Origin of the sequence: Pseudomonas purpurea, from assembly GCF_039908635.1 — a bacterium.
In the GTDB taxonomy this organism is placed as follows: domain Bacteria; phylum Pseudomonadota; class Gammaproteobacteria; order Pseudomonadales; family Pseudomonadaceae; genus Aquipseudomonas; species Aquipseudomonas purpurea.
In genome coordinates this window covers 3,497,463-3,516,725 of record NZ_CP150918.1, presented here as the reverse complement: position 1 = coordinate 3,516,725, position 19,263 = coordinate 3,497,463, and the positions used below count along the sequence as shown (strand labels likewise).

11 protein-coding genes, 2 pseudogenes and 2 riboswitches are annotated in these 19,263 nt (G+C 61.6%); of the genes and pseudogenes, 5 read left to right on the top strand and 8 right to left on the bottom strand.

The genetic code is table 11. The annotated features are described in order from the left end of the window. Positions 1 to 51: 51 nt before the first annotated feature. Together AABM54_RS15805 and AABM54_RS15800 are read right to left on the bottom strand one after the other, a co-directional pair. Complete coding sequence (locus AABM54_RS15805; RefSeq protein ID WP_347900922.1) at positions 52 to 546, bottom strand: DUF934 domain-containing protein; 495 nt, start codon at positions 544 to 546, stop codon at positions 52 to 54. Beyond that, a complete protein-coding gene (locus tag AABM54_RS15800; protein WP_347900920.1) occupies positions 530 to 2,188 on the bottom strand; it encodes a nitrite/sulfite reductase in 1,659 nt (552 codons plus the stop codon). The genes AABM54_RS15805 and AABM54_RS15800 overlap by 17 nt, the downstream gene beginning before the upstream one ends. A 518-nt stretch (positions 2,189 to 2,706) precedes the next feature. Here AABM54_RS15800 and AABM54_RS15795 point away from each other — a divergent pair. Then, a complete protein-coding gene (locus tag AABM54_RS15795; RefSeq protein WP_347900919.1) occupies positions 2,707 to 3,792 on the top strand; it encodes an ABC transporter substrate-binding protein in 1,086 nt (361 codons plus the stop codon). 6 nt (positions 3,793 to 3,798) lie between these two features. Here AABM54_RS15795 and AABM54_RS15790 read toward each other — a convergent pair whose 3' ends face one another. Both AABM54_RS15790 and metH read right to left on the bottom strand, forming a co-directional pair. Further along, positions 3,799 to 4,017: a DUF2970 domain-containing protein gene (locus AABM54_RS15790; RefSeq protein ID WP_347900917.1), complete on the bottom strand. Its 219-nt coding sequence runs from the start codon at positions 4,015 to 4,017 to the stop codon at positions 3,799 to 3,801. Between the two features lie 192 nt (positions 4,018 to 4,209). After that, positions 4,210 to 7,921, bottom strand: a pseudogene (metH, locus tag AABM54_RS15785) (methionine synthase). A 154-nt stretch (positions 7,922 to 8,075) separates the two neighbouring features. On the opposite strand from metH, the pseudogene AABM54_RS15780 reads away from it, so the two are divergent. After that, positions 8,076 to 10,368: pseudogene (locus tag AABM54_RS15780) on the top strand (fatty acid cis/trans isomerase). A 223-nt stretch (positions 10,369 to 10,591) separates the two neighbouring features. Next, the gene (gene nfuA, locus AABM54_RS15775; RefSeq protein WP_007941757.1) at positions 10,592 to 11,176 is read left to right on the top strand and encodes a Fe-S biogenesis protein NfuA; all 585 of its coding nucleotides are present in this window, start codon (positions 10,592 to 10,594) and stop codon (positions 11,174 to 11,176) included. 144 nt (positions 11,177 to 11,320) lie between these two features. Here nfuA and cobM read toward each other — a convergent pair whose 3' ends face one another. The 4 genes from cobM to AABM54_RS15755 all read right to left on the bottom strand — a co-directional run bounded on the left by cobM (position 11,321) and on the right by AABM54_RS15755 (position 13,463). Further along, entirely contained in the window at positions 11,321 to 12,067 is a 747-nt protein-coding gene (gene cobM / locus AABM54_RS15770) for a precorrin-4 C(11)-methyltransferase (RefSeq protein ID WP_347900915.1), read from the bottom strand. Between the two features lie 81 nt (positions 12,068 to 12,148). Further along, complete coding sequence (locus AABM54_RS15765; protein WP_347900913.1) at positions 12,149 to 12,562, bottom strand: cobalamin biosynthesis protein; 414 nt, start codon at positions 12,560 to 12,562, stop codon at positions 12,149 to 12,151. Then, positions 12,559 to 13,260, bottom strand: a complete 702-nt coding sequence (locus AABM54_RS15760) for a CbtA family protein (protein ID WP_347900912.1) — start codon at positions 13,258 to 13,260, stop codon at positions 12,559 to 12,561. The genes AABM54_RS15765 and AABM54_RS15760 overlap by 4 nt, the downstream gene beginning before the upstream one ends. 11 nt (positions 13,261 to 13,271) lie before the next feature. Then, positions 13,272 to 13,463, bottom strand: coding sequence for a CbtB domain-containing protein (locus AABM54_RS15755; protein ID WP_347900911.1), 192 nt, complete (start codon positions 13,461 to 13,463; stop codon positions 13,272 to 13,274). Positions 13,464 to 13,581: 118 nt separating this feature from the next. Beyond that, positions 13,582 to 13,806, bottom strand: a riboswitch (cobalamin riboswitch). 232 nt (positions 13,807 to 14,038) lie between these two features. Further along, a riboswitch (cobalamin riboswitch) is annotated at positions 14,039 to 14,248 on the top strand. Between the two features lie 98 nt (positions 14,249 to 14,346). Here AABM54_RS15755 and cobW point away from each other — a divergent pair. Next, positions 14,347 to 15,420, top strand: coding sequence for a cobalamin biosynthesis protein CobW (gene cobW / locus AABM54_RS15750; protein ID WP_347900909.1), 1,074 nt, complete (start codon positions 14,347 to 14,349; stop codon positions 15,418 to 15,420). Positions 15,421 to 15,423: 3 nt separating this feature from the next. Beyond that, the gene (cobN, locus tag AABM54_RS15745; protein WP_347900908.1) at positions 15,424 to 19,197 is read left to right on the top strand and encodes a cobaltochelatase subunit CobN; all 3,774 of its coding nucleotides are present in this window, start codon (positions 15,424 to 15,426) and stop codon (positions 19,195 to 19,197) included. Positions 19,198 to 19,263 lie beyond the last annotated feature (66 nt).

Genomic DNA, 19,263 nt, shown 5'->3' with positions numbered 1-19,263 from the left:
TGAACAACCTTGAGTCCCGGCACATGCGCCGGGCCCAAGGTTTTTTGCCAATCAGCGGCGACGGAACAACGGCAGCGGTTCGTCGGTGGCGGCCTGGTAGGTCACCGAAAAGTCCTTGAGGCTTTCAAGGGCTTCGTACGGGTCTTTGTCGGCGCGTAACGCATAAGCGTCGAAACCGCAGCGACGCAGGTAGAACAGTTGGTCGCGCAATACATCGCCAATGGCCCGCAGTTCGCCTTTGTAACCATAACGGTCACGCAGCAGGCGGGCGTTGGAGTAGTTGCGTCCGTCGGTGAAGGCCGGGAAGTTCAAGGCGATCACCTGGAACTCGGCCACGTCGTCACCGATTTCTTCGGCTTCTTCGTCTGCGTCCAGCCACACACCCAAGCCACCGTCACGGGCCTTGAGGGCGTGAGCATGGTCACGCCACAGGGCCAGCGGCACGATCAGGTCGTCGCAGTTGGAAATACCGTCAAGGGTCGCGTCCTTGGGCAGCAGGTGCCAGGTTTCGTCGACAACCTCGTTGTTCTTAATGATTCGCTGCATAGACGCGTTCCTTGAAGAGGTCGATGCCGATACGTTGGTAGGTGTCGATGAAGCGCTCGTCTTCGGTACGTTGTTCCACGTACACGTCGATCAGCTTCGAGATCACGTCGGGCATGGCGTCCTGGGCGAAGGACGGGCCGAGGATCTTGCCCAGGCTGGCGTCGCGGCTGGCGCTGCCACCGAGGGAAACCTGATAGAACTCTTCACCTTTCTTGTCCACCCCGAGGATGCCGATGTGGCCAACGTGGTGGTGACCACAGGCGTTCATGCAGCCGGAGATGTTCAGGTCCAGTTCGCCGATGTCGAACAGGTAGTCCAGGTCATCGAAACGACGCTGGATGGCCTCGGCAATCGGGATCGACTTGGCGTTGGCCAGGGAGCAGAAATCGCCGCCAGGGCAGCAGATGATGTCGGTCAACAGGCCGATGTTCGGCGTGGCGAAACCCTGCTCGCGCAGTTCGCCCCACATGGCGAACAAGTGCTGTTGTTCAACGTCGGCCAGAATGATGTTCTGCTCATGGGAGGTGCGCAGTTGACCGAAGCTGTAGCGGTCGGCCAGGTCCGCGACGCCATCGAGTTGCTTGTCGGTCAGGTCGCCGGGGGCAACACCGGTCGGTTTGAGCGACAGGGTTACGGCTACGTAGCCGGGCTTTTTGTGGGCCAGGGTGTTACGGGTGCGCCAGCGGGCGAAACCCGGATGCTGCTTGTCGAGTTCGGCCAGCTCTGTCGCTTGATCGTTCAGGACTTTGTAGTCCGGGTCGACGAAGTGTTTGGCTACGCGGTGAACTTCGGCGTCGGTCAGCGTGGTCTGGCCACCGCGAAGGTGTTCCATTTCCGCGTCGACTTTCTGTGCGAAGACTTCAGGCGTGAGGGCCTTGACCAGGATCTTGATCCGCGCCTTGTACTTGTTGTCACGACGGCCGTAGCGGTTGTACACCCGCAGAATGGCGTCGAGGTAGCTCAACAGGTCTTGCCACGGCAGGAACTCGTTGATGAACGCGCCGACCACTGGCGTACGGCCGAGACCGCCGCCCACCAGCACGCGGAACCCCAGCTCGCCGGCAGCGTTGAGCACCGGCTCAAGGCCGATGTCGTGAACTTCGATGGCTGCACGGTCCGAGGTCGAGCCGTTGATGGCGATCTTGAACTTGCGCGGCAGGTAGGCGAATTCCGGGTGGAATGTGGTCCACTGGCGGACGATTTCGCACCACGGACGCGGGTCGACCAACTCGTCGGCAGCGACACCGGCGAACTGGTCGGTGGTGACGTTGCGCAGGCAGTTGCCGCTGGTCTGGATCGCGTGCATCTGCACGGTGGCCAGTTCGGCGAGGATGTCCGGGATGTCTTCCAGCGCCGGCCAGTTGAACTGCACGTTCTGGCGGGTACTGATGTGGGCGTAGCCCTTGTCGTAGTCGCGGGCGATCTTGGCCATCATTCGCGTCTGGCGCGAAGTCAGTTGGCCATAGGGCACGGCGACCCGCAGCATCGGGGCGAAACGCTGGATGTAGAGACCATTTTGCAGGCGCAGGGGGCGGAATTCTTCTTCGCTCAGCTCGCCTGCCAGATAGCGTCGGGTCTGATCACGGAACTGCTTGACGCGGTCCTCGATGATCCGCTGATCGTACTCGTCATATACGTACATATAGATCCTGTTCTCAGGCTTGGGCCGATCGGAAACCGCTGCGTCTTTTGCTCGCTGGATTCGGATACTGCCTTGGCAATTCTGCGCGCACGGCCGCGCACTCCCCACGGAGCCGGGGCAAGATACCAGTTTGGGTTTATGCGCAAAAGTGATGTTTTAGTATATGGAAAGAACCAAATCGACTAATGAGACTGATTATTGTCTTACCCATATTTGTGGTGTGGGCAATCCTCTACTTAACTGTGGTCGAGTGTTTATGCAGTCACCGATAAAACCGACAAGAGGCGATGCAATGAGCAACCCAACCAAAGCAAGGAAAAGCGATAGCAGCGTCGACGCATGGGCGATTCTTTTCTTGATCATCCTGGTCGTGGGCACAGCAGTCTTCTGGGTGAGCCATCAGTAAGTCAGCCCTCCGGGCCCTGAACCGATAATTGTCGGACAAAAACGGCAATTAAGCGCAGTTGTGGCATTTCGCTCGTTATACTGCGCGGCTAATTTCCGGGGCTCGGATAACCATGTTGAAGTTTCTTTGTGGCGTATTGCTGACGTTCGGCGTGACGTATGGCGCCTGTGCGCAAGCGACGTCGGTGCTGTTCCTTAATCCAGGTACGGCCAAGGAGAACTTCTGGGTCAGTTATTCTCAGTTCATGCAGGCGGCGGCCCAGGACCTGGGCATGGACTTGCAGGTGCTGTATTCCGAGCGCGTGGCTGAAACCACGGTCCGGCAGGCGCGCGAAGCCCTCCAGGGGCCTCATCGCCCCGACTATCTGGTGTTCGTCAACGAACAGTACGTGGCGCCGGAAATCCTGCGCCTGTCCCAGGGCAGCGGGGTGAAGCTGTTCATCGTCAACAACTCGCTTACGGCTGATCAGCTCAGCCTGCTGGGTGATCGTCAGGAAAAATACCCCAACTGGCTGGGGAGCCTGGTGACCAACGACGAGGAGGGCGGTTACCTGATGCTCAAGGAGCTGATTCGTGCCCATCCGCCCGTCGCTCCCGGCCAGCCCCTCGATTTGCTGGCCTTTTCCGGTTTGAAAATCACCCCGGCGGCCCAGTTGCGTGAAAAGGGCATGTTGCGGGCGTTGCGTGAGCACCCCGAAGTGCGCTTGCGCCAAGTGGCCAGCAGTCGTTGGAGCCGCCAGCGCGCCTATGAGCAGGCCAAGGTACTGTTCAAGCGGTATCCGCAGGTGTCGCTGGTGTGGTCGGCCAATGATGAAATGGCGTTTGGGGCCATGCAGGCTTACGAAGAAAGCGGGCGCAAACCGGGCAGCGATGCGCTGTTCAGTGCGGTCAACACCTCGCCGCCGGCCTTGCAGGCGTTGCTTGAGGGGCGTTTGAGTGTATTGCTGGGCGGGCACTTCAGCCTGGGAGGCTGGGCGCTGGTGCAATTGCATGACTACGACCAGGGGGTTGAAGTCGGCAAGTATGGCGGACGTGATCGTCAGGTCTCGTTGCTGCAGGTGATCAGCCACGCACAAGCCCGGCAGATGCTGACGATGGGCACCTCGCAGAACTACGGGGTGGATTTTCGCAGCCTGTCGGCGAAGGGCCGCCCAGCGTCCTATCGTTACCCGTTCAGCCTGCAAGCCCTCATGCACTGAGGCCGGTTACACCCCGGCCAGGTGCAGCACCAGTTTGACGATGCCAAACAGCGTCAAGGCGAAAACCGCCGTGAAGAGAATGCCCAGCAGCATGAAGTGACTGGGTTTGCCGTGGGTGAAATCCCGGGCGCGGTTTTTCCCGCTCTGCACCCCGAACGCCGCCGCCATGACACTGTGCAGCATCTGCCAGAAGGTCGGCGGTTTGTTGTGGTCTGGATCGTCCATAAATCCCTCGACACGAATGTGTGTGAGGCAAGCATAGACAATCCACGGCCTGCACAAACAAATGTGGGAGCGAACCTGCTCGCGATGAGTACCTTTGAGTCAACATTGATGTCGACTGTCAGTACGCTATCGCGAGCAGGCTCGCTCCCACAGGGGTTCTGTTGGCCACAGTATTGTGGCTAACAGAGCAACTTAGTTGTCGTAACCCAGGTTCGGCGCCAGCCAGCGTTCGCTCACGCTCAATTCCTGACCTTTGCGCGCGGTGTAGCTTTGCACCTGATCCTTGTCGACCTTGCCCACGGCAAAGTACTGCGCCTGCGGGTGAGCGAAGTACCAGCCGCTGACGGCGGCGGCCGGGAACATCGCGTAGTGCTCGGTGAGGAACACGCCGCTGCGCCCGGCCTGCATTTCGCGGGCTTCAGGATCAAGCAAAGTAAACAGCGTGCCTTTCTCGGTGTGATCCGGGCAGGCCCGGGTAGCCCGGAGCAGGGCGGATGCCGCTGTATTGCTCTTTGATCAGCGCATCGTTGTCCAGGACTTCGTCCTTGGCGTAACCCCAATAGTCTTTACGCACTTGTTGGTGCAGCCACTCGGCACAGGCCTCGGCCAAGCGGTCAGCCAGCGCCTTGACCATGATCGAGTTGTAGTCGTCGCCAGCGTCCTGATAGGCCTTGGCGACTTCTTCGGCGCCGATCCCGGCGGTGGTAATGAAGCCACCGACGTAGTCGGTCACGCCGCTGTCTTTAGGCGCCACGAAGTCCGCCAGGGAGAAGTTCGGCTTGCCGTCGGTCTTGATGATCTGCTGGCGCAGGTGATGCAGCCTGGCCATCGGCTTGCCGTCATCGCCATACACTTCCAGGTCATCGTCGTGCACCTGATTGGCTGGCCAGAAGCCGAACACCGCGCGGGCGCTGATGAGTTTTTCGTCGATCAGTTTGGCGAGCATTTCCTGGGCATCGGCGTACAGCGCGGTGGCGGCTTCACCGACCACTTCATCCTGAAGGATGCGCGGGAATTTGCCGGCCAGGTCCCAGGAGATGAAGAACGGCGTCCAGTCGATGTATTCGGCCAGCACCTTGAGGTCGATGTTATCCAGCACTTTGCTGCCAGTGAATGTCGGTTTTACCGGCGCGTAGCTGCTCCAGTCGAACTGTGGCTTCTTGGCGATGGCCGCCGGGTAGCTCAGGCGCTCGGTGCGGGCGCTGCGGTTGGCAGTGCGCTCGCGGACTTCAACGTATTCTGCGCGAGTTCTTTCGACGAAACCGGCCTTCAGTTCCTTGGACAGCAATTGCGTCGCCACGCCCACGGCGCGGGAGGCGTCGGTGACGTAGACCACCGCGTCGTTGCTGTACTTGGGTTCGATTTTTACCGCTGTGTGGGCCTTGGACGTCGTCGCGCCGCCGATCATCAGCGGCAGGTGGAAGTCCTGGCGCTGCATCTCGCGGGCCACGTGGACCATCTCGTCCAGCGACGGGGTGATCAAGCCGGACAGGCCGATGATGTCGCACTTTTGCTCTTTGGCCACTTGCAGGATCTTCTCGGCCGGCACCATCACGCCGAGGTCGACGATGTCGTAGCCGTTACAGCCCAGCACTACGCCGACGATGTTCTTGCCGATATCGTGCACGTCGCCCTTGACCGTGGCCATGAGGATTTTGCCCTTGGCTTCCGGTTTGTCGCCTTTTTCCAGTTCGATGAACGGGATCAAGTGGGCCACGGCCTGCTTCATCACTCGGGCGGATTTCACCACCTGCGGCAGGAACATTTTGCCGGCACCGAACAGGTCGCCGACGATGTTCATGCCCGACATCAGCGGGCCTTCGATGACCTCGATCGGCCGGGCGAAGGACTGGCGGGACTCTTCGGTGTCTTCAACGATGTGCGTGGTGATGCCTTTGACCAGTGCATGTTCCAGGCGCTTGTTGACCTCCCAGCTGCGCCATTCTTCGGTCTCGGCTTCCTTCACGCTGCCGTCGCCCTTGTACTTGTCGGCAATGGCGAGGAGGGCGTCGGTGCCTTCCGGCGTGCGGTTGAGGATCACGTCTTCAACGGCGTCGCGCAGTTCGGCCGGGATCTGGTCGTAGATCTCCAACTGCCCGGCGTTGACGATGCCCATGGTCAGGCCGTTGCGGATTGCATACAGCAGGAACACCGAGTGAATGGCTTCGCGCACCGGGTTGTTGCCCCGGAACGAGAATGACACGTTGGATACGCCGCCCGAGGTCAGCGCGTAAGGCAGTTCGTCGCGGATGTAGGCGCAGGCGTTGATGAAGTCGACCGCGTAGTTGTTGTGTTCTTCGATGCCGGTGGCAACGGCGAAGATGTTCGGGTCAAAGATGATGTCTTCCGGCGGGAAGTCGACTTCGTTGACCAGAATGTCGTAGGAGCGTTTACAGATTTCTTTCTTGCGCGCTTCGGTGTCGGCCTGGCCGACTTCATCGAAGGCCATCACCACCACGGCCGCGCCGTAGCGCTTGCACAGTTTGGCGTGGTGAATGAACTGCTCGACGCCTTCCTTCATGCTGATGGAGTTGACGATGCCCTTGCCCTGGATGCACTTGAGGCCGGCTTCGATCACTTCCCATTTCGAGGAGTCGATCATGATTGGCACGCGGGAGATGTCCGGCTCGCCGGCAATCAGATTGAGGAAGGTCACCATGGCCTTCTTCGAATCGAGCATGCCCTCGTCCATGTTGATGTCGATCACCTGCGCGCCGGCCTCGACCTGTTGCAGGGCGACTTCCAGCGCTTCGGTGTAATTGTCTTCGCGGATCAGCCGGGCGAACTTGGCGGAACCGGTGATGTTGGTCCGCTCGCCGACGTTGACGAACAACGAACTGCGATCAATGGTGAACGGCTCCAGACCCGACAGGCGGCACGCCTTGGGGATGTCCGGAATCTGCCGTGGTGCATAACCGGCGACGGCGTTGGCGATGGCTTCGATGTGCCCCGGCGTGGTGCCGCAGCAGCCGCCGACGATGTTCAGGAAACCGCTTTGGGCGAACTCTTCGATGACCTTGGCGGTTTCCACCGGCAGTTCGTCGTATTCACCGAATTCGTTCGGCAGGCCGGCGTTCGGGTGCGCCGACACGTAGGTGCTGGCCTTGTTCGACAGCTCTTCCAGGTACGGCCGCAGTTCACGGGCGCCGAGGGCGCAGTTCAGGCCGACGGAAATCGGCTTGGCGTGGGCGACGGAGTTCCAGAAGGCTTCGGTGGTCTGGCCCGACAGGGTGCGGCCGGACGCATCGGTGATGGTCCCGGAAATCATGATCGGCAGTTCGAAACCGATGTCCTCGAACACGCCTTGCACGGCGAAAATCGCGGCTTTGGCGTTCAGGGTGTCGAAAATGGTTTCGATCAGGATCAGGTCGGCACCACCTTCGATCAGGCCTTTGGTGGCCTCGGTGTAGTTTTCCACCAGTTCATCGAAGGTCACGTTGCGGTAGCCGGGGTTGTTCACGTCGGGCGACAGCGAGCAGGTGCGGCTGGTAGGGCCGAGAACGCCGGCGACGAAACGTGGCTTGTCCGGGGTCTCGAGGGTCTTGGCGTCCGCGACCTTGCGTGCCAGGCGCGCGCCTTCTACGTTTAACTCATACGCCAGGCTCTGCATGCCGTAGTCGGCCTGGGAAACCTGGGTGGCGTTGAAGGTGTTGGTCTCCAGAATGTCGGCGCCGGCATCCAGGTATTGTTTCTCGATGGCCCCGATCACGTCCGGGCGGCTCAGCACCAGCAGGTCGTTGTTGCCCTTGACGTCGCTCGGCCAGTCGGCGAAACGCTTGCCCCGATAGTCCTGTTCCTCGAGCTTGTAGCTCTGGATCATCGTGCCCATACCACCATCAAGAATCAGGATGCGCTCTTTGAGGGCTTGCTTGAGGACGTGAAGGCGAGCGCTGCGATCGGACATAGGACTACCTGGTAAGGCCATTACGAAGGGCCGGGATGATAGCAAACCTGTGCGCTTTTAGAGCATGAGCCGTTTTTGCATGAATATCGCTCATGTTGATGGCGTGGCGACACCGGTAGAATCGCGACGTTTTTCCACCATCGGGACCAGGGATATGTCGTATCGCGTTGCCATCAGCCTTTTCGCGCTGCTTTTAAGCAGTGTCGCCACCGCGCAAGGCCCGGCGCCGGCGATCTCCTACACCCGTGACGTTCAGCCAATCTTTACCGAGAAGTGCGTGGCGTGTCATGCCTGCTATGACTCCGCCTGTCAGCTCAACCTGGGCAGCGGCGAAGGCGCGGCGCGGGGGGCGACGAAAATCCCGGTCTACGATGGCGAGCGCAGCAAGGCTTCCCGGCCGACCCGGCTGTTTTACGACGCGTTCGGCAAAGCAGCCTGGCAGCAAAAGGACTTCTACTCGGTACTCGACGCCCAAGGCAGCCAGGCCGCACTGATGGCGCGGATGCTCGAACTCGGGCACCAGACACCGCTGACACCCAACGCCAAACTGCCCGAAGAGATTGCGCTGGGGCTTGGCCGCGAGAACATGTGCCCGCAACCGGCAGAGTTTGAAGGCTATGCCCAGTCTCACCCTAAAGAAGGCATGCCGCTGGCCGTGACCGGCCTCACCAGCCAGCAATACCAGACGCTGCAACGCTGGCTGGCCTCCGGGGCGCCTATCGATGAACAAGGCCTGGCGCCGAGTACGCAGGAGGCGCTGCAAGTCGTGCAGTGGGAAAACCTGCTCAACGCGCCGGGTGCCCGTGAAAGCCTGGTGGCGCGCTGGTTGTTCGAGCATCTGTTCCTGGCTCACGTGTACTTCAAGGACGGCGAGCCCGGGCACTTCTTTCAGTGGGTGCGCTCGCGTACGCCGACCGGCCAGCCGATTGACCTGATTGCCAGTCGCCGGCCGAATGACGATCCGGGTACGCAGATCTATTACCGCCTGTGGCCGGTGCAGGGCGTGATCGTGCACAAGACCCACATCACCTATCCGCTGAGCCCGGCGAAGATGGCGCGGATCAAAAGCCTGTTCTACAGCGGCAACTGGCAGGTCAATGCGTTACCCGGCTACGGCCCGGAGCGTCGGGCCAATCCGTTCGAAACCTTTCAAGCGATCCCGGCGCAGGCGCGTTACCAGTTCATGCTCGATAACGCCGAGTACTTCGTGCGTACCTTCATCCGTGGCCCGGTGTGTCGCGGGCAGATTGCCACGGACGTGATTCGCGATAACTTCTGGGCGTTGTTCCAGGCGCCGGAACACGACCTCTACATCACCGACCCGAGCTACCGTGGCAAGGTCACACCGTTACTGGCCATGCCGGGGCAAAACGATGACGTTGGCAGCGTGCTGAGCCTGTGGCACGCCTACCGCGACAAACGCAACGAGTACGAAGCATTGCGCCGCGACACCTACGCCGAGGTTCCAGCGCCGAGCTGGTCGAGCCTGTGGGCGGGCAACGACAATGCCTTGCTGAGCATCTTCCGGCATTTCGACAGCGCCTCCGTCAGCAAGGGCCTGATTGGTGAGGTGCCGCAAACGATGTGGTTGTTCGACTACCCGTTGCTGGAGCGCACCTACTATCAACTGGCGGTCAATTTCGATGTGTTCGGCAACGTTTCCCATCAGGCGCAGACCCGTCTGTATTTCGACCTGATCCGCAACGGTGCCGAGCAAAACTTCCTGCGCCTGATGCCGGCCGATTCACGGGATGCTTACCTCGACGATTGGTATCAGAGCAGCGGCAAGTTCAAGATGTGGCTCGACTACGAAAGCATCGACAACGACAAACCGACGGCACTGAAACTCGACGCCAAGAACCCCAAGCGCGACTTCGCCCAGCAGTTGTTGGCGCGTTACGGCGATTTGAATGCGCGACCGGACCCGATCAACCGTTGCGACGGCGCCTACTGTTCCCGGCCGAACATCGACCCGGCGTTGCAGCATGCCGAGCAGGCCCTGAGCCGTTTGACTGCCCGGCCGGCGGCGGGGCTGAAGGTCATCGACCAGTTGCCGGAAGCAACGATGCTGCGCATCGAAACCCGCAGCGGCAAACGCGAGGTCTACAGCCTGCTGCGCAACCGGGCCCCACAGCAACGTGGCGTTCCTGTTGGGTGAGGCGCTGCGCTATCAGCCGGGGCTGGATACGTTGACGATCTATCCGGGTGTGCTCAGCAGCTACCCGAACTTCATCTTCAACATCCCGGCCGACGAAGTGCCGCAGTTCGTGGCGCAGATGGAGCGCGCCAAGGATGCCAACCGCTTCGAAAAAATCGTCGAGCGCTGGGGTATCCGCCGCAGTCATCCGCAGTTCTGGGTGTATTTTCACGACCTGAGCCAGTACCTGCATGAAACCGACCCGGTGGAAGAAGGCGTATTGGACATGAACCGCTACGAGAACCTTTGACACCCGGAATTTAGAGGTGCCTGCGATCCAGTGTGGGGGCGGGCTTGCTCGCGAAGGCGGCAGACCAGTCAACATTAATGTTGACTGTTTTAGCCTCTTCCTCGGATCGCCGCCCGGTGCAAGTCCGCACATTGGATCAGTTGCGCTTTCCCGACAAAAATACTGGGACTTTGTCCGGCGCGTTGATTGGCGTAAACTGCGCCCAAGCCTGCGAGGAGTTTCCATGACCGCCATAACCATTACCGATGCCGCCCACGATTACCTGGCCGATCTGCTGTCCAAGCAGAACACCCCCGGGATCGGCATTCGCGTCTTTATCACCCAGCCTGGCACCCAATACGCCGAAACCTGCATTGCCTATTGCAAGCCGGGCGAAGAAAAACCTGAAGACACCGCGCTGGGGCTCAAAAGCTTCACCGCGTACATCGATCACTTCAGCGAAGCGTTCCTGGACGATGCCGTGGTCGACTACGCCACGGATCGCATGGGCGGCCAACTGACCATCAAGGCACCCAATGCCAAAGTACCGATGGTCAACGCCGACAGCCCGGTGAATGAGCGCATCAACTACTACCTGCAAACCGAAATCAACCCAGGGCTGGCCAGCCACGGCGGTCAGGTCAGCCTGATCGATGTGGTCGAAGACGGCATCGCCGTGTTGAAGTTCGGCGGCGGCTGCCAGGGCTGCGGCCAGGCAGACGTGACCTTGAAGGAAGGCATCGAACGCACACTGCTTGAGCGCATTCCGGAGCTCAAGGGCGTACGTGACGTGACTGACCACACGCAAAAAGAAAACGCCTACTACTAAGCACGGCGTTCATTGCGAACAAAAAAACGGCGCCCGTGAGCGCCGTTTTTTTTGGGTGAAATTCACTGACGCCACCGCGAGCAAGCTCGCTCCCACATTTGACCGCGTATCCCCTGTGGGAGCGAGCTTGCTCGCGATGAGGGCCTATGGGCGGTAGAGATGCGCATGCCCGGCGCGGTACAGCGATGACTCGCTGAAGTTGTCGGTGGCCAGCACCCGACCCACCAGAATCAGCGCGGTACGCCGAAACCCCTTGGCCTTAACCTTTTCGGCGATATCCGTCAGTGTCCCCACTGCCCAGTCCTGATCGGGCCAACTGGCGCGGTGAACCACCGCAATCGGGCAGTCCGCACCGTAATGCGGCAGCAGTTCAGCGACGATTTTATCCAGATGATTGACCCCCAGATGAATCGCCATGGTTGCGCCATGTTGGGCCAGGCTGGCGAACGCTTCACCGGGCGGCATCGCCGTTTTGTCGGCATAGCGGGTCAGGATCACGCTTTGCGAAACGTCCGGCAGGGTCAGTTCCGCGCCTAACAGCGCCGCACACGCGGCCGTAGCGGTGACGCCGGGAATGATTTCGAAGGGAATGTTCAGCTCGCGCAGGTAGCGGATCTGCTCGCCAATCGCCCCATACAAACCGGGATCGCCGGAGTGCACCCGGGCCACATCCTGGCCGTTGGCGTGGGCGATTTTGATCAGCTCGATGATCTGTTCCAGGTGCAGTTCGGCGCTGTTGACCACCTGTTCGGCCTGATGGCCTTCCAGCACGGCTGCCGGAACCAGCGAGCCTGCGTAAATGATGACCGGGCAACTGCGAATCAGCCGCTGGCCCTTGACGGTAATCAGTTCCGGGTCGCCGGGACCTGCGCCGATGAAGTAGACGGTCATGGCCGGCTCCTGTGAAAAATTGTCAAAGCAGGGCTTCAGATGAAGATTGCTCATGATCGAGGGCGGGGATTATCGGGGATTTTACGACGCGCATGCCAATGCAAAGGTGGCCTGGGCGTATTTCTGCCGTGGGATCAGCAGTTTGGCCGGCGCTTGGCCCAGTTGTTCGGCGAGGGCGAGGGCCGCACTTTCGGCGATGCCGTAGCAGCCGGTGCGCTCGAACGCGATGTCCGACTGGTGGCTGAGTCTTGGCTGATAGTGCGCCAGTTGCGCACTGCTGAAACAGGTCAGCGTCAGCCCAAGCTGCGCGGCCAATTCGTTAAGCCCGGGTTCGTCGCGCTTGAGGTCGATACTGGCCAGGGCCTGCACAGCCTCAAGCTCGATTTGATGCGCCTGCAACGCCTGATCCAGTAACGCGCGCAGCGTGCTGGCGGGGCAGCCGCGCTGGCAGCCCAGGCCGACCACCAGGGTCGGCGCTGCGCTTGAGTCCGTCATGCGTGGTATTGACCTTCGCTTTTGCGGCGGAACAACCAGGCGCTGATCAGGCCAAGGGCCAGCCAGAACGCAACGTTGGTCAGCTGCGAAGCGATTTTGAACTGTGCTTCCAGGGCTTCGGGTGCCAGCATCGAATGCACTTCAGGTTGCGGTGCGCCAATGACATGCGGCACGGCCAGAATGGCGACGCCGAGGATTTTCAGCAGCCAGTTTTTGCCGAAGACGATCAGGGCGATACCGACCGCCGTCGAGGCGGCAGTGCCGATCCACCAGATTTGCCGTTGTGCCAGATCCGCAGCGGCAGTGCCCGGCAGTTCCGGCGGCAGGCCCAGGGTCGGGGCGAGGACGAAGGTCGCATAACCGGCCAGGCCCCAGAGCAGGCCTTGTGAGGTGCGTGTTGGCGCACGCAAGGTGTAGAGGCCCGCCAGCATCAGCGCGAAACCGACAGCGACCACCAGATTGCCGCCCGTGGTCGACAGCACGCGCTGCCAGCCATCTTCCGGTTCCCAGGCTTCGGCGTCGTGAGTGTGGCCGGCCATGGCGCCTTCGGCGTGTTCATGGATTTCGGTCGCCGGGGCCTTTTCGTAGGTTTCAGCCTGAAGAATCAACGGCGCGACCCAGAAGCTTTGCAGCAGGGTCAGCAACAGGGCGGCCAGCAGCCCGGTGAACCCTGCGGTTTGCGCAATACGCTTGATCATGTCGGCAGGTCTCAATGGCACGGGAAGGCGGAGCTGTGACGGGTATCGTGGGCGGCGTTGTGTACCGCTTCGATGTGCGAGAAACCGGCGAAATACACAAGGCACGCGCCCAGGATCGATGCGCCGATGGCGGCAGTCAGGCGTTGGCTCAGGGTGGCGGTGCTGCTGGCGGTGGCGTGGCGAGTACTGCTGATGATCGACATGGCGCTTCCCTCTGGACTGTCAGCGGGTGAATCGAGCGCATGAAAACCCCTGCACGCCAGGCACGCAGAGGTTCAAACAGCGCCCGCCCACCGCGGGTTTGTTATAGCGTGGCGTGTGTAGCCACTCGATGTTGCGGGCCGGTCTCCGGGCTCACGAGGGGTTGGCGTTGGCCGAACCTGCAAGAATCGCCTTCCCATACCAGGTGTTGGCACAGTGGATCTGATTCTTCGCTCGCTTACCGTTGCGGGGGCAGCACCGGACTGACGTGGCTTTGAGTAAAGCACACGATTCACCGGTTTCCCGTTTCACCCTGTGAAGGGCACCCGTAACAAAGTGTGTAGGAGAGCATGGGCGAGGGCGAGCCGTCAATTGGCAAGGGTTCTCAGTTGAGGCTGGCACAAAACCCTGTGGCGAGGAAGCTTGCTCCCGCTCGGCGGCGCAGCCGTCGCAAATCGTGTGCATGTGATGTGCCTGAATGAATGCAGGGGGCCGCTTCGCGACCCAGCGGGAGCAAGCTCCCTCGCCACAGTGGATCGCGATCGTTCGCGGACATTGACCCGCCCCCACACCATGCGTAGCCTTGCGCTTTCGAGGTTCTTCGGCGGCTGCCGAAGCTAAGAAGGGAACGCGGTCAATGCCGCGGCTGCCCCCGCAACTGTGAACGGTTTTGTTTCTGCCATGCCACTGCACGCTCTACCCAGAGCGGCGGGAAGGCGCAGGAGCCGCCAGTCGAAAGACCGGCACACCGTCAGCCAGGAGACCTGCCTCGACACAGATTCTCACTACAACCGGGCGGGGTGATCCGGTGGCGAACTCTTCCCGCGCGCGCAAGCGCTGCCGGTTGTCGTCCCGTATGCCCGCCACCTTGCCAAAGGGCATCCGATGAAAACACTGGCCAAACTCCCCGTCACCATCGTTACCGGCTTCCTCGGTTCGGGCAAAACCACTTTGCTGCGGCACATGCTCGACAACGCCCAGGGTCGGCGTATCGCGGTGATCGTCAACGAGTTCGGCGAGCTGGGCATCGACGGCGAAATCCTCAAGCAATGCTCCATTGGCTGCACTGAAGAAGAGGCCAGCGGCCGTGTGTATGAACTGGCCAACGGTTGCCTGTGCTGCACCGTTCAGGAAGAGTTCTTCCCGGTGATGCGCGAGCTGGTTGCCCGTCGCGGTGACCTCGACCACATCCTCATCGAAACCTCCGGCCTGGCCCTGCCCAAGCCATTGGTGCAAGCCTTCCAGTGGCCGGAAATCCGCAGCGCCTGCACTGTGGACGCGGTCATCACCGTGGTCGACAGCCCGGCCGTGGCCGCTGGCACCTTTGCCGCGTTCCCGGATCAGGTCGACGCCATGCGCAAACTGGACCCGAACCTGGACCACGAATCGCCGCTGCACGAACTGTTCGCCGACCAACTGGCCAGCGCCGACCTGGTGATCCTCAACAAGGCCGACCTGATCAGCCCTGAAGACCTGGCCCGAGTACGGCTGGAAGTCGCCGAAGAACTGCCGCCAGCGGTGAAAGTCATCGAAGCCAGCAGCGGTCGTCTGCCGCTGGACGTGCTGATCGGTCTTGGCGCCGGTTCCGAAGAACACATCGACAGCCGTCACAGCCACCACGATCACCACCACGGTGAAGGCGATGACGACCATGATGATCATGACCACGACGCCTTCGACTCGATTTCCATCGAGCTGCCACAAGCCGACGAAAGCCTGCTGATGGACGCGCTGACTCAACTGGTGGTCAAGCATGGCATTCTGCGGGTCAAAGGCTTCGCGGCGGTCCCGAACAAACCGATGCGCCTGTTGATCCAGGGCGTGGGCACGCGTTTCGACAAGCATTTCGACCGTCAGTGGGGCGCCGATGAAGTGCGGACCACCCGTCTGGTGCTGATCGGCCAGGAGCTCGATGCCGCTCAACTCGAAGCGCAATTGCGCGCCGCGCTCAGCGTTTAATCCATGCACCTGCTCAGGACCCAGCCCGGCGGTTTCGTCTCGGATGACAACATTGCCGACTTAGGCCAAACCCCCGCCGAACTGGTGATTCTGTGCAGCGGCGACTCCAGCCTGGCGCTGCTCGCCGAAGCGGCGCAGCAGTTGCCCGACGATTACCCGAGCCTGCGCCTGGCCAACCCGATGCAGGTGCAGAATCACGCCTCGGTCGACATGTACGTCGACGAAGTGCTGCGCCACGCCAAGGTGATTTTGATCTCGCTGCACGGCGGGATCGCCTATTGGCGTTATGGCGTCGAGCGCTTGGTGGAACTCTCGCAACGTGGCGTGCAGTTGATCCTGGTGCCGGGTGACGATCGCCCTGATCCGGAACTCAGCGACCTGAGTACCGTGGCCGGTGAAGACCGCGACCGGCTCTGGCATTTTTTGCGTCAGGGCGGCATGGGCAATGCGCTGGATCTGTACCGCTGCCTGGCCAACCGTTGGCTGGGCCGCGATTACCCTTGGTCTGAACCCAAGACCTTGCCGCGCACCGCTATTTACCACCCGCACAACAGCAACGCGGTCCTCGGTGATTGGCAGGCCGACTGGCAACCTGATCAACCGGTGGCGGCGGTGCTGTTTTACCGTTCCCATTTGCAGGCGGCCAATACCGCCTTCATCGATGTTTTCTGCCAGCGTTTGCAAGCGGCGGGGCTTAACCCGTTGCCGATTGCGCTGGCCAGCCTGAAAGAGCCCGGCTGCCTGACGGTGGTCGAGGACTGGCTGGATGAGGTGCACGCCTCGGTGATTCTCAACACCACCGGGTTCGCCCAATCCAGCCCCGAAGCGCCGCACCTGCGGCCGTTTCGCCGCAACATCCCGGTGATCCAGGCGATCTGTGCCCAGGACAACGAACCCGGTTGGCGCGCCAGCGAGCAAGGGCTGGGCCCACGGGACCTGGCGATGCACATTGCCTTGCCGGAGCTCGACGGGCGGATCATCAGCCGCCCCATCAGCTTCAAAGACCTGGCGTGGCGCAGTGAGCGCAGCCAGTCCGATGTGGTCTGCTATCGACCGCAGCCCGAGCGCATGGATTTTGTCGCTGAGCTGGCGCGGCGCTGGGTCGACTTGGCGCGGGTGGCCAATGGCGAAAAACGCATTGCGCTGATCCTCGCCAACTACCCGACCCGCGACGGGCGGATTGGCAATGGCGTCGGCCTCGACACACCGGCCGCTGCGTTGAACATCCTGCGCGCCCTGCACGCCGAAGGGTATCCGCTGCCCGCCGAGTTGCCGCAGAGCGGCACCGCGCTGATTCAGCAATTGCTCGGCGGGGTCAGTAATGACCTGGAAACCATCGACCTGCGCCTGTGCCAGCAAAGCCTGGCGCTGGACGACTATTTCTCGATGTTCAACGCCTTGCCCGAAGCCAACCGCACGGCGGTGCTGGAGCGTTGGGGCACGCCTGAAAACGACCCGATGTTCCGGGGCGGGCGAATGATGATCGCCGGGCTGCGATTGGGGCTGACCTTTGTCGGCATTCAGCCGGCGCGGGGTTATCAGGTCGATCCGAGTGCGGTGTATCACGACCCGGACCTGGTGCCGCCCCACGGTTATCTGGCGTTCTACTTCTGGTTGCGTAAGGTCTACGGTGCGCACGCGCTGATCCACGTCGGCAAACACGGCAACCTCGAATGGCTGCCGGGCAAGGGCGTCGGTTTGTCCGAACACTGTTGGCCCGATGCGTTGCTGGGGCCACTGCCGAACATTTATCCGTTTATCGTCAACGACCCGGGCGAGGGCGCGCAGGCCAAGCGTCGCACTCAGGCGGTAATCATCGACCACCTGATGCCGCCGCTGACCCGCGCTGAAACCTATGGCCCGCTGCGCAACCTTGAGCTACTGGCCGACGAGTATTACGAAGCCCAGTTGCTCGACCCGCGCCGCGCTCGCGAGTTGCAACGGGACATCCTCAACCTGGTGCGTGAAACCCACATCGACCGTGAGTTGCAGCTCGACGAGAAGCTCGACAGCGAGGCCGATGCAGCGATCTGGTTGCCGCGCCTGGACACCTATTTGTGCGATTTGAAAGAGTCGCAAATCCGTGACGGCTTGCATGTGTTGGGTGAGTCGCCGACCGGTCGCTTGCGCATCGACACCTTGCTGGCGCTGTTGCGCATTCCTCGGGGTGACGGTCGCGGCGCGCAATCGAGTCTGCTGCGGGCCTTGGCCAAGGCGTTCGAACTGGGTTTCGATCCGCTGGATTGTGCCTTGGCCGAACCCTGGACCGAGCGTCGCCCTCAAGCGTTGCAAGACGTCAGCAGCGAACTGTGGCGCACGGCAGGCGACGTGCGTGAGCGTCTGGAACTGTTCGCCGGGCAATTGATTGAAGCGGCGTTGATTGGCGATGTCGAACAGCTGGAGGATTCGGGCTGGGCCGATGTCCGCGCGATCATCGAGCACCTGCGCGAGGTGGTCGCGCCAAGGCTTGATGCCTGTGGCCCGGCAGAAATGCGCGGCGTGCTGGACGCTCTCGCCGGGCGTTTCGTGCCCGCAGGCCCCAGTGGCGCGCCGAGTCGTGGACGGCTGGACGTGTTGCCCACCGGACGCAATTTCTACTCCGTGGACGTACGCAACCTGCCGACCACCACCGCGTGGCGCATCGGTTTCCAGTCCGCGAGCCTGATACTTGAACGGCATTTGCAGGACCACGGCGATCACCTGCGTCAGCTCGGGTTGTCCGTGTGGGGCACGGCGACCATGCGCACCGGTGGCGACGACATCGCGCAGGCCATGGCGCTGATGGGGGTGCGTCCGGTGTGGGCCACGGGCAGTCAGCAGGTCGACGATTTCGAAATCCTGCCGCTGAGCCTGCTCGACCGGCCGCGTGTGGACGTGACCTTGCGGGTCTCGGGGTTTTTCCGCGATGCGTTCGCCAACCTGATTCGGCTGTTCGATGCGGCAGTGCAAGCGGTGGCCGCGCTGGACGAGCCCGACGATATGAACCCGCTGGCGGCCAAGGTGCGCGCCGAGCGTGAAACGCTGATGCAGTCCGGGCTGGATGCAGAGGCGGCCGGGCGTCAGGCGGGATGGCGGATCTTCGGGGCCAAGCCCGGCGCGTATGGTGCGGGTGTGCAGGGCGCCATCGACGGGCGTGTGTGGCAGAGCCGCGAGGACCTGGCCGAGGTTTACCTGAACTGGGGCGGTTACGCTTACGGCGGTTCCGACGAGGGTACCGCCGCCCGTCAGCAGTTCGCCCAGCGGTTGAGTCAGGTTCAAGCGGTGCTGCAAAACCAGGATAACCGCGAGCATGACCTGCTCGATTCCAATGACTATTACCAGTTCCAGGGCGGTATGCTCGCGGCCGTCGAAAGCCTCAGCGGCGAAACCGCGGCGAGCTACCATGGCGACCACAGTCAGCCGGATTTGCCGAAGGTTCGCACATTGAAGGAAGAGCTGAACCGGGTGATTCGCTCCCGCGCGGCCAACCCGAAGTGGATCGAAGGGGTCAAGCGTCACGGCTACAAAGGGGCATTCGAACTGGCGGCCACGGTCGACAATCTGTTCGCATTCGATGCGACGACGCAGTTGATCGACGATCACCAGTACGCCTTGCTGGCCGAGGCCTATTTGCTTGATCCGTCGACACGCGAGTTCGTCCGGCAGCACAATCCCCACGCCTTGCGCGACATGACCGAGCGCATGCTCGAAGCCCAGCAACGAGGGATGTGGCAAGAACCGGGCGAGTATCGCGAGGCGCTGGAGAATTTGCTGTTGGATATAGAAGAAGACAGCTAACCGGATACCTGCCTGCACTTGTGGCGAGGGAGCTTGCTCCCGCTGGGCTGCGCAGCGGCCCCAAAA

Excerpts from the sequence above, each read along its gene's own strand:
- AABM54_RS15805 (WP_347900922.1), bottom strand. The coding sequence starts at position 546 with ATGCAGCGAATCATTAAGAACAACGAGGTTGTCGACGAAACCTGGCAC.
- AABM54_RS15800 (WP_347900920.1), bottom strand. The coding sequence starts at position 2,188 with ATGTACGTATATGACGAGTACGATCAGCGGATCATCGAGGACCGCGTC.
- AABM54_RS15795 (WP_347900919.1), top strand. The coding sequence starts at position 2,707 with ATGTTGAAGTTTCTTTGTGGCGTATTGCTGACGTTCGGCGTGACGTAT.
- AABM54_RS15790 (WP_347900917.1), bottom strand. The coding sequence starts at position 4,017 with ATGGACGATCCAGACCACAACAAACCGCCGACCTTCTGGCAGATGCTG.
- nfuA (WP_007941757.1), top strand. The coding sequence starts at position 10,592 with ATGACCGCCATAACCATTACCGATGCCGCCCACGATTACCTGGCCGAT.
- cobM (WP_347900915.1), bottom strand. The coding sequence starts at position 12,067 with ATGACCGTCTACTTCATCGGCGCAGGTCCCGGCGACCCGGAACTGATT.
- AABM54_RS15765 (WP_347900913.1), bottom strand. The coding sequence starts at position 12,562 with ATGACGGACTCAAGCGCAGCGCCGACCCTGGTGGTCGGCCTGGGCTGC.
- AABM54_RS15760 (WP_347900912.1), bottom strand. The coding sequence starts at position 13,260 with ATGATCAAGCGTATTGCGCAAACCGCAGGGTTCACCGGGCTGCTGGCC.
- AABM54_RS15755 (WP_347900911.1), bottom strand. The coding sequence starts at position 13,463 with ATGTCGATCATCAGCAGTACTCGCCACGCCACCGCCAGCAGCACCGCC.
- cobW (WP_347900909.1), top strand. The coding sequence starts at position 14,347 with ATGAAAACACTGGCCAAACTCCCCGTCACCATCGTTACCGGCTTCCTC.
- cobN (WP_347900908.1), top strand. The coding sequence starts at position 15,424 with ATGCACCTGCTCAGGACCCAGCCCGGCGGTTTCGTCTCGGATGACAAC.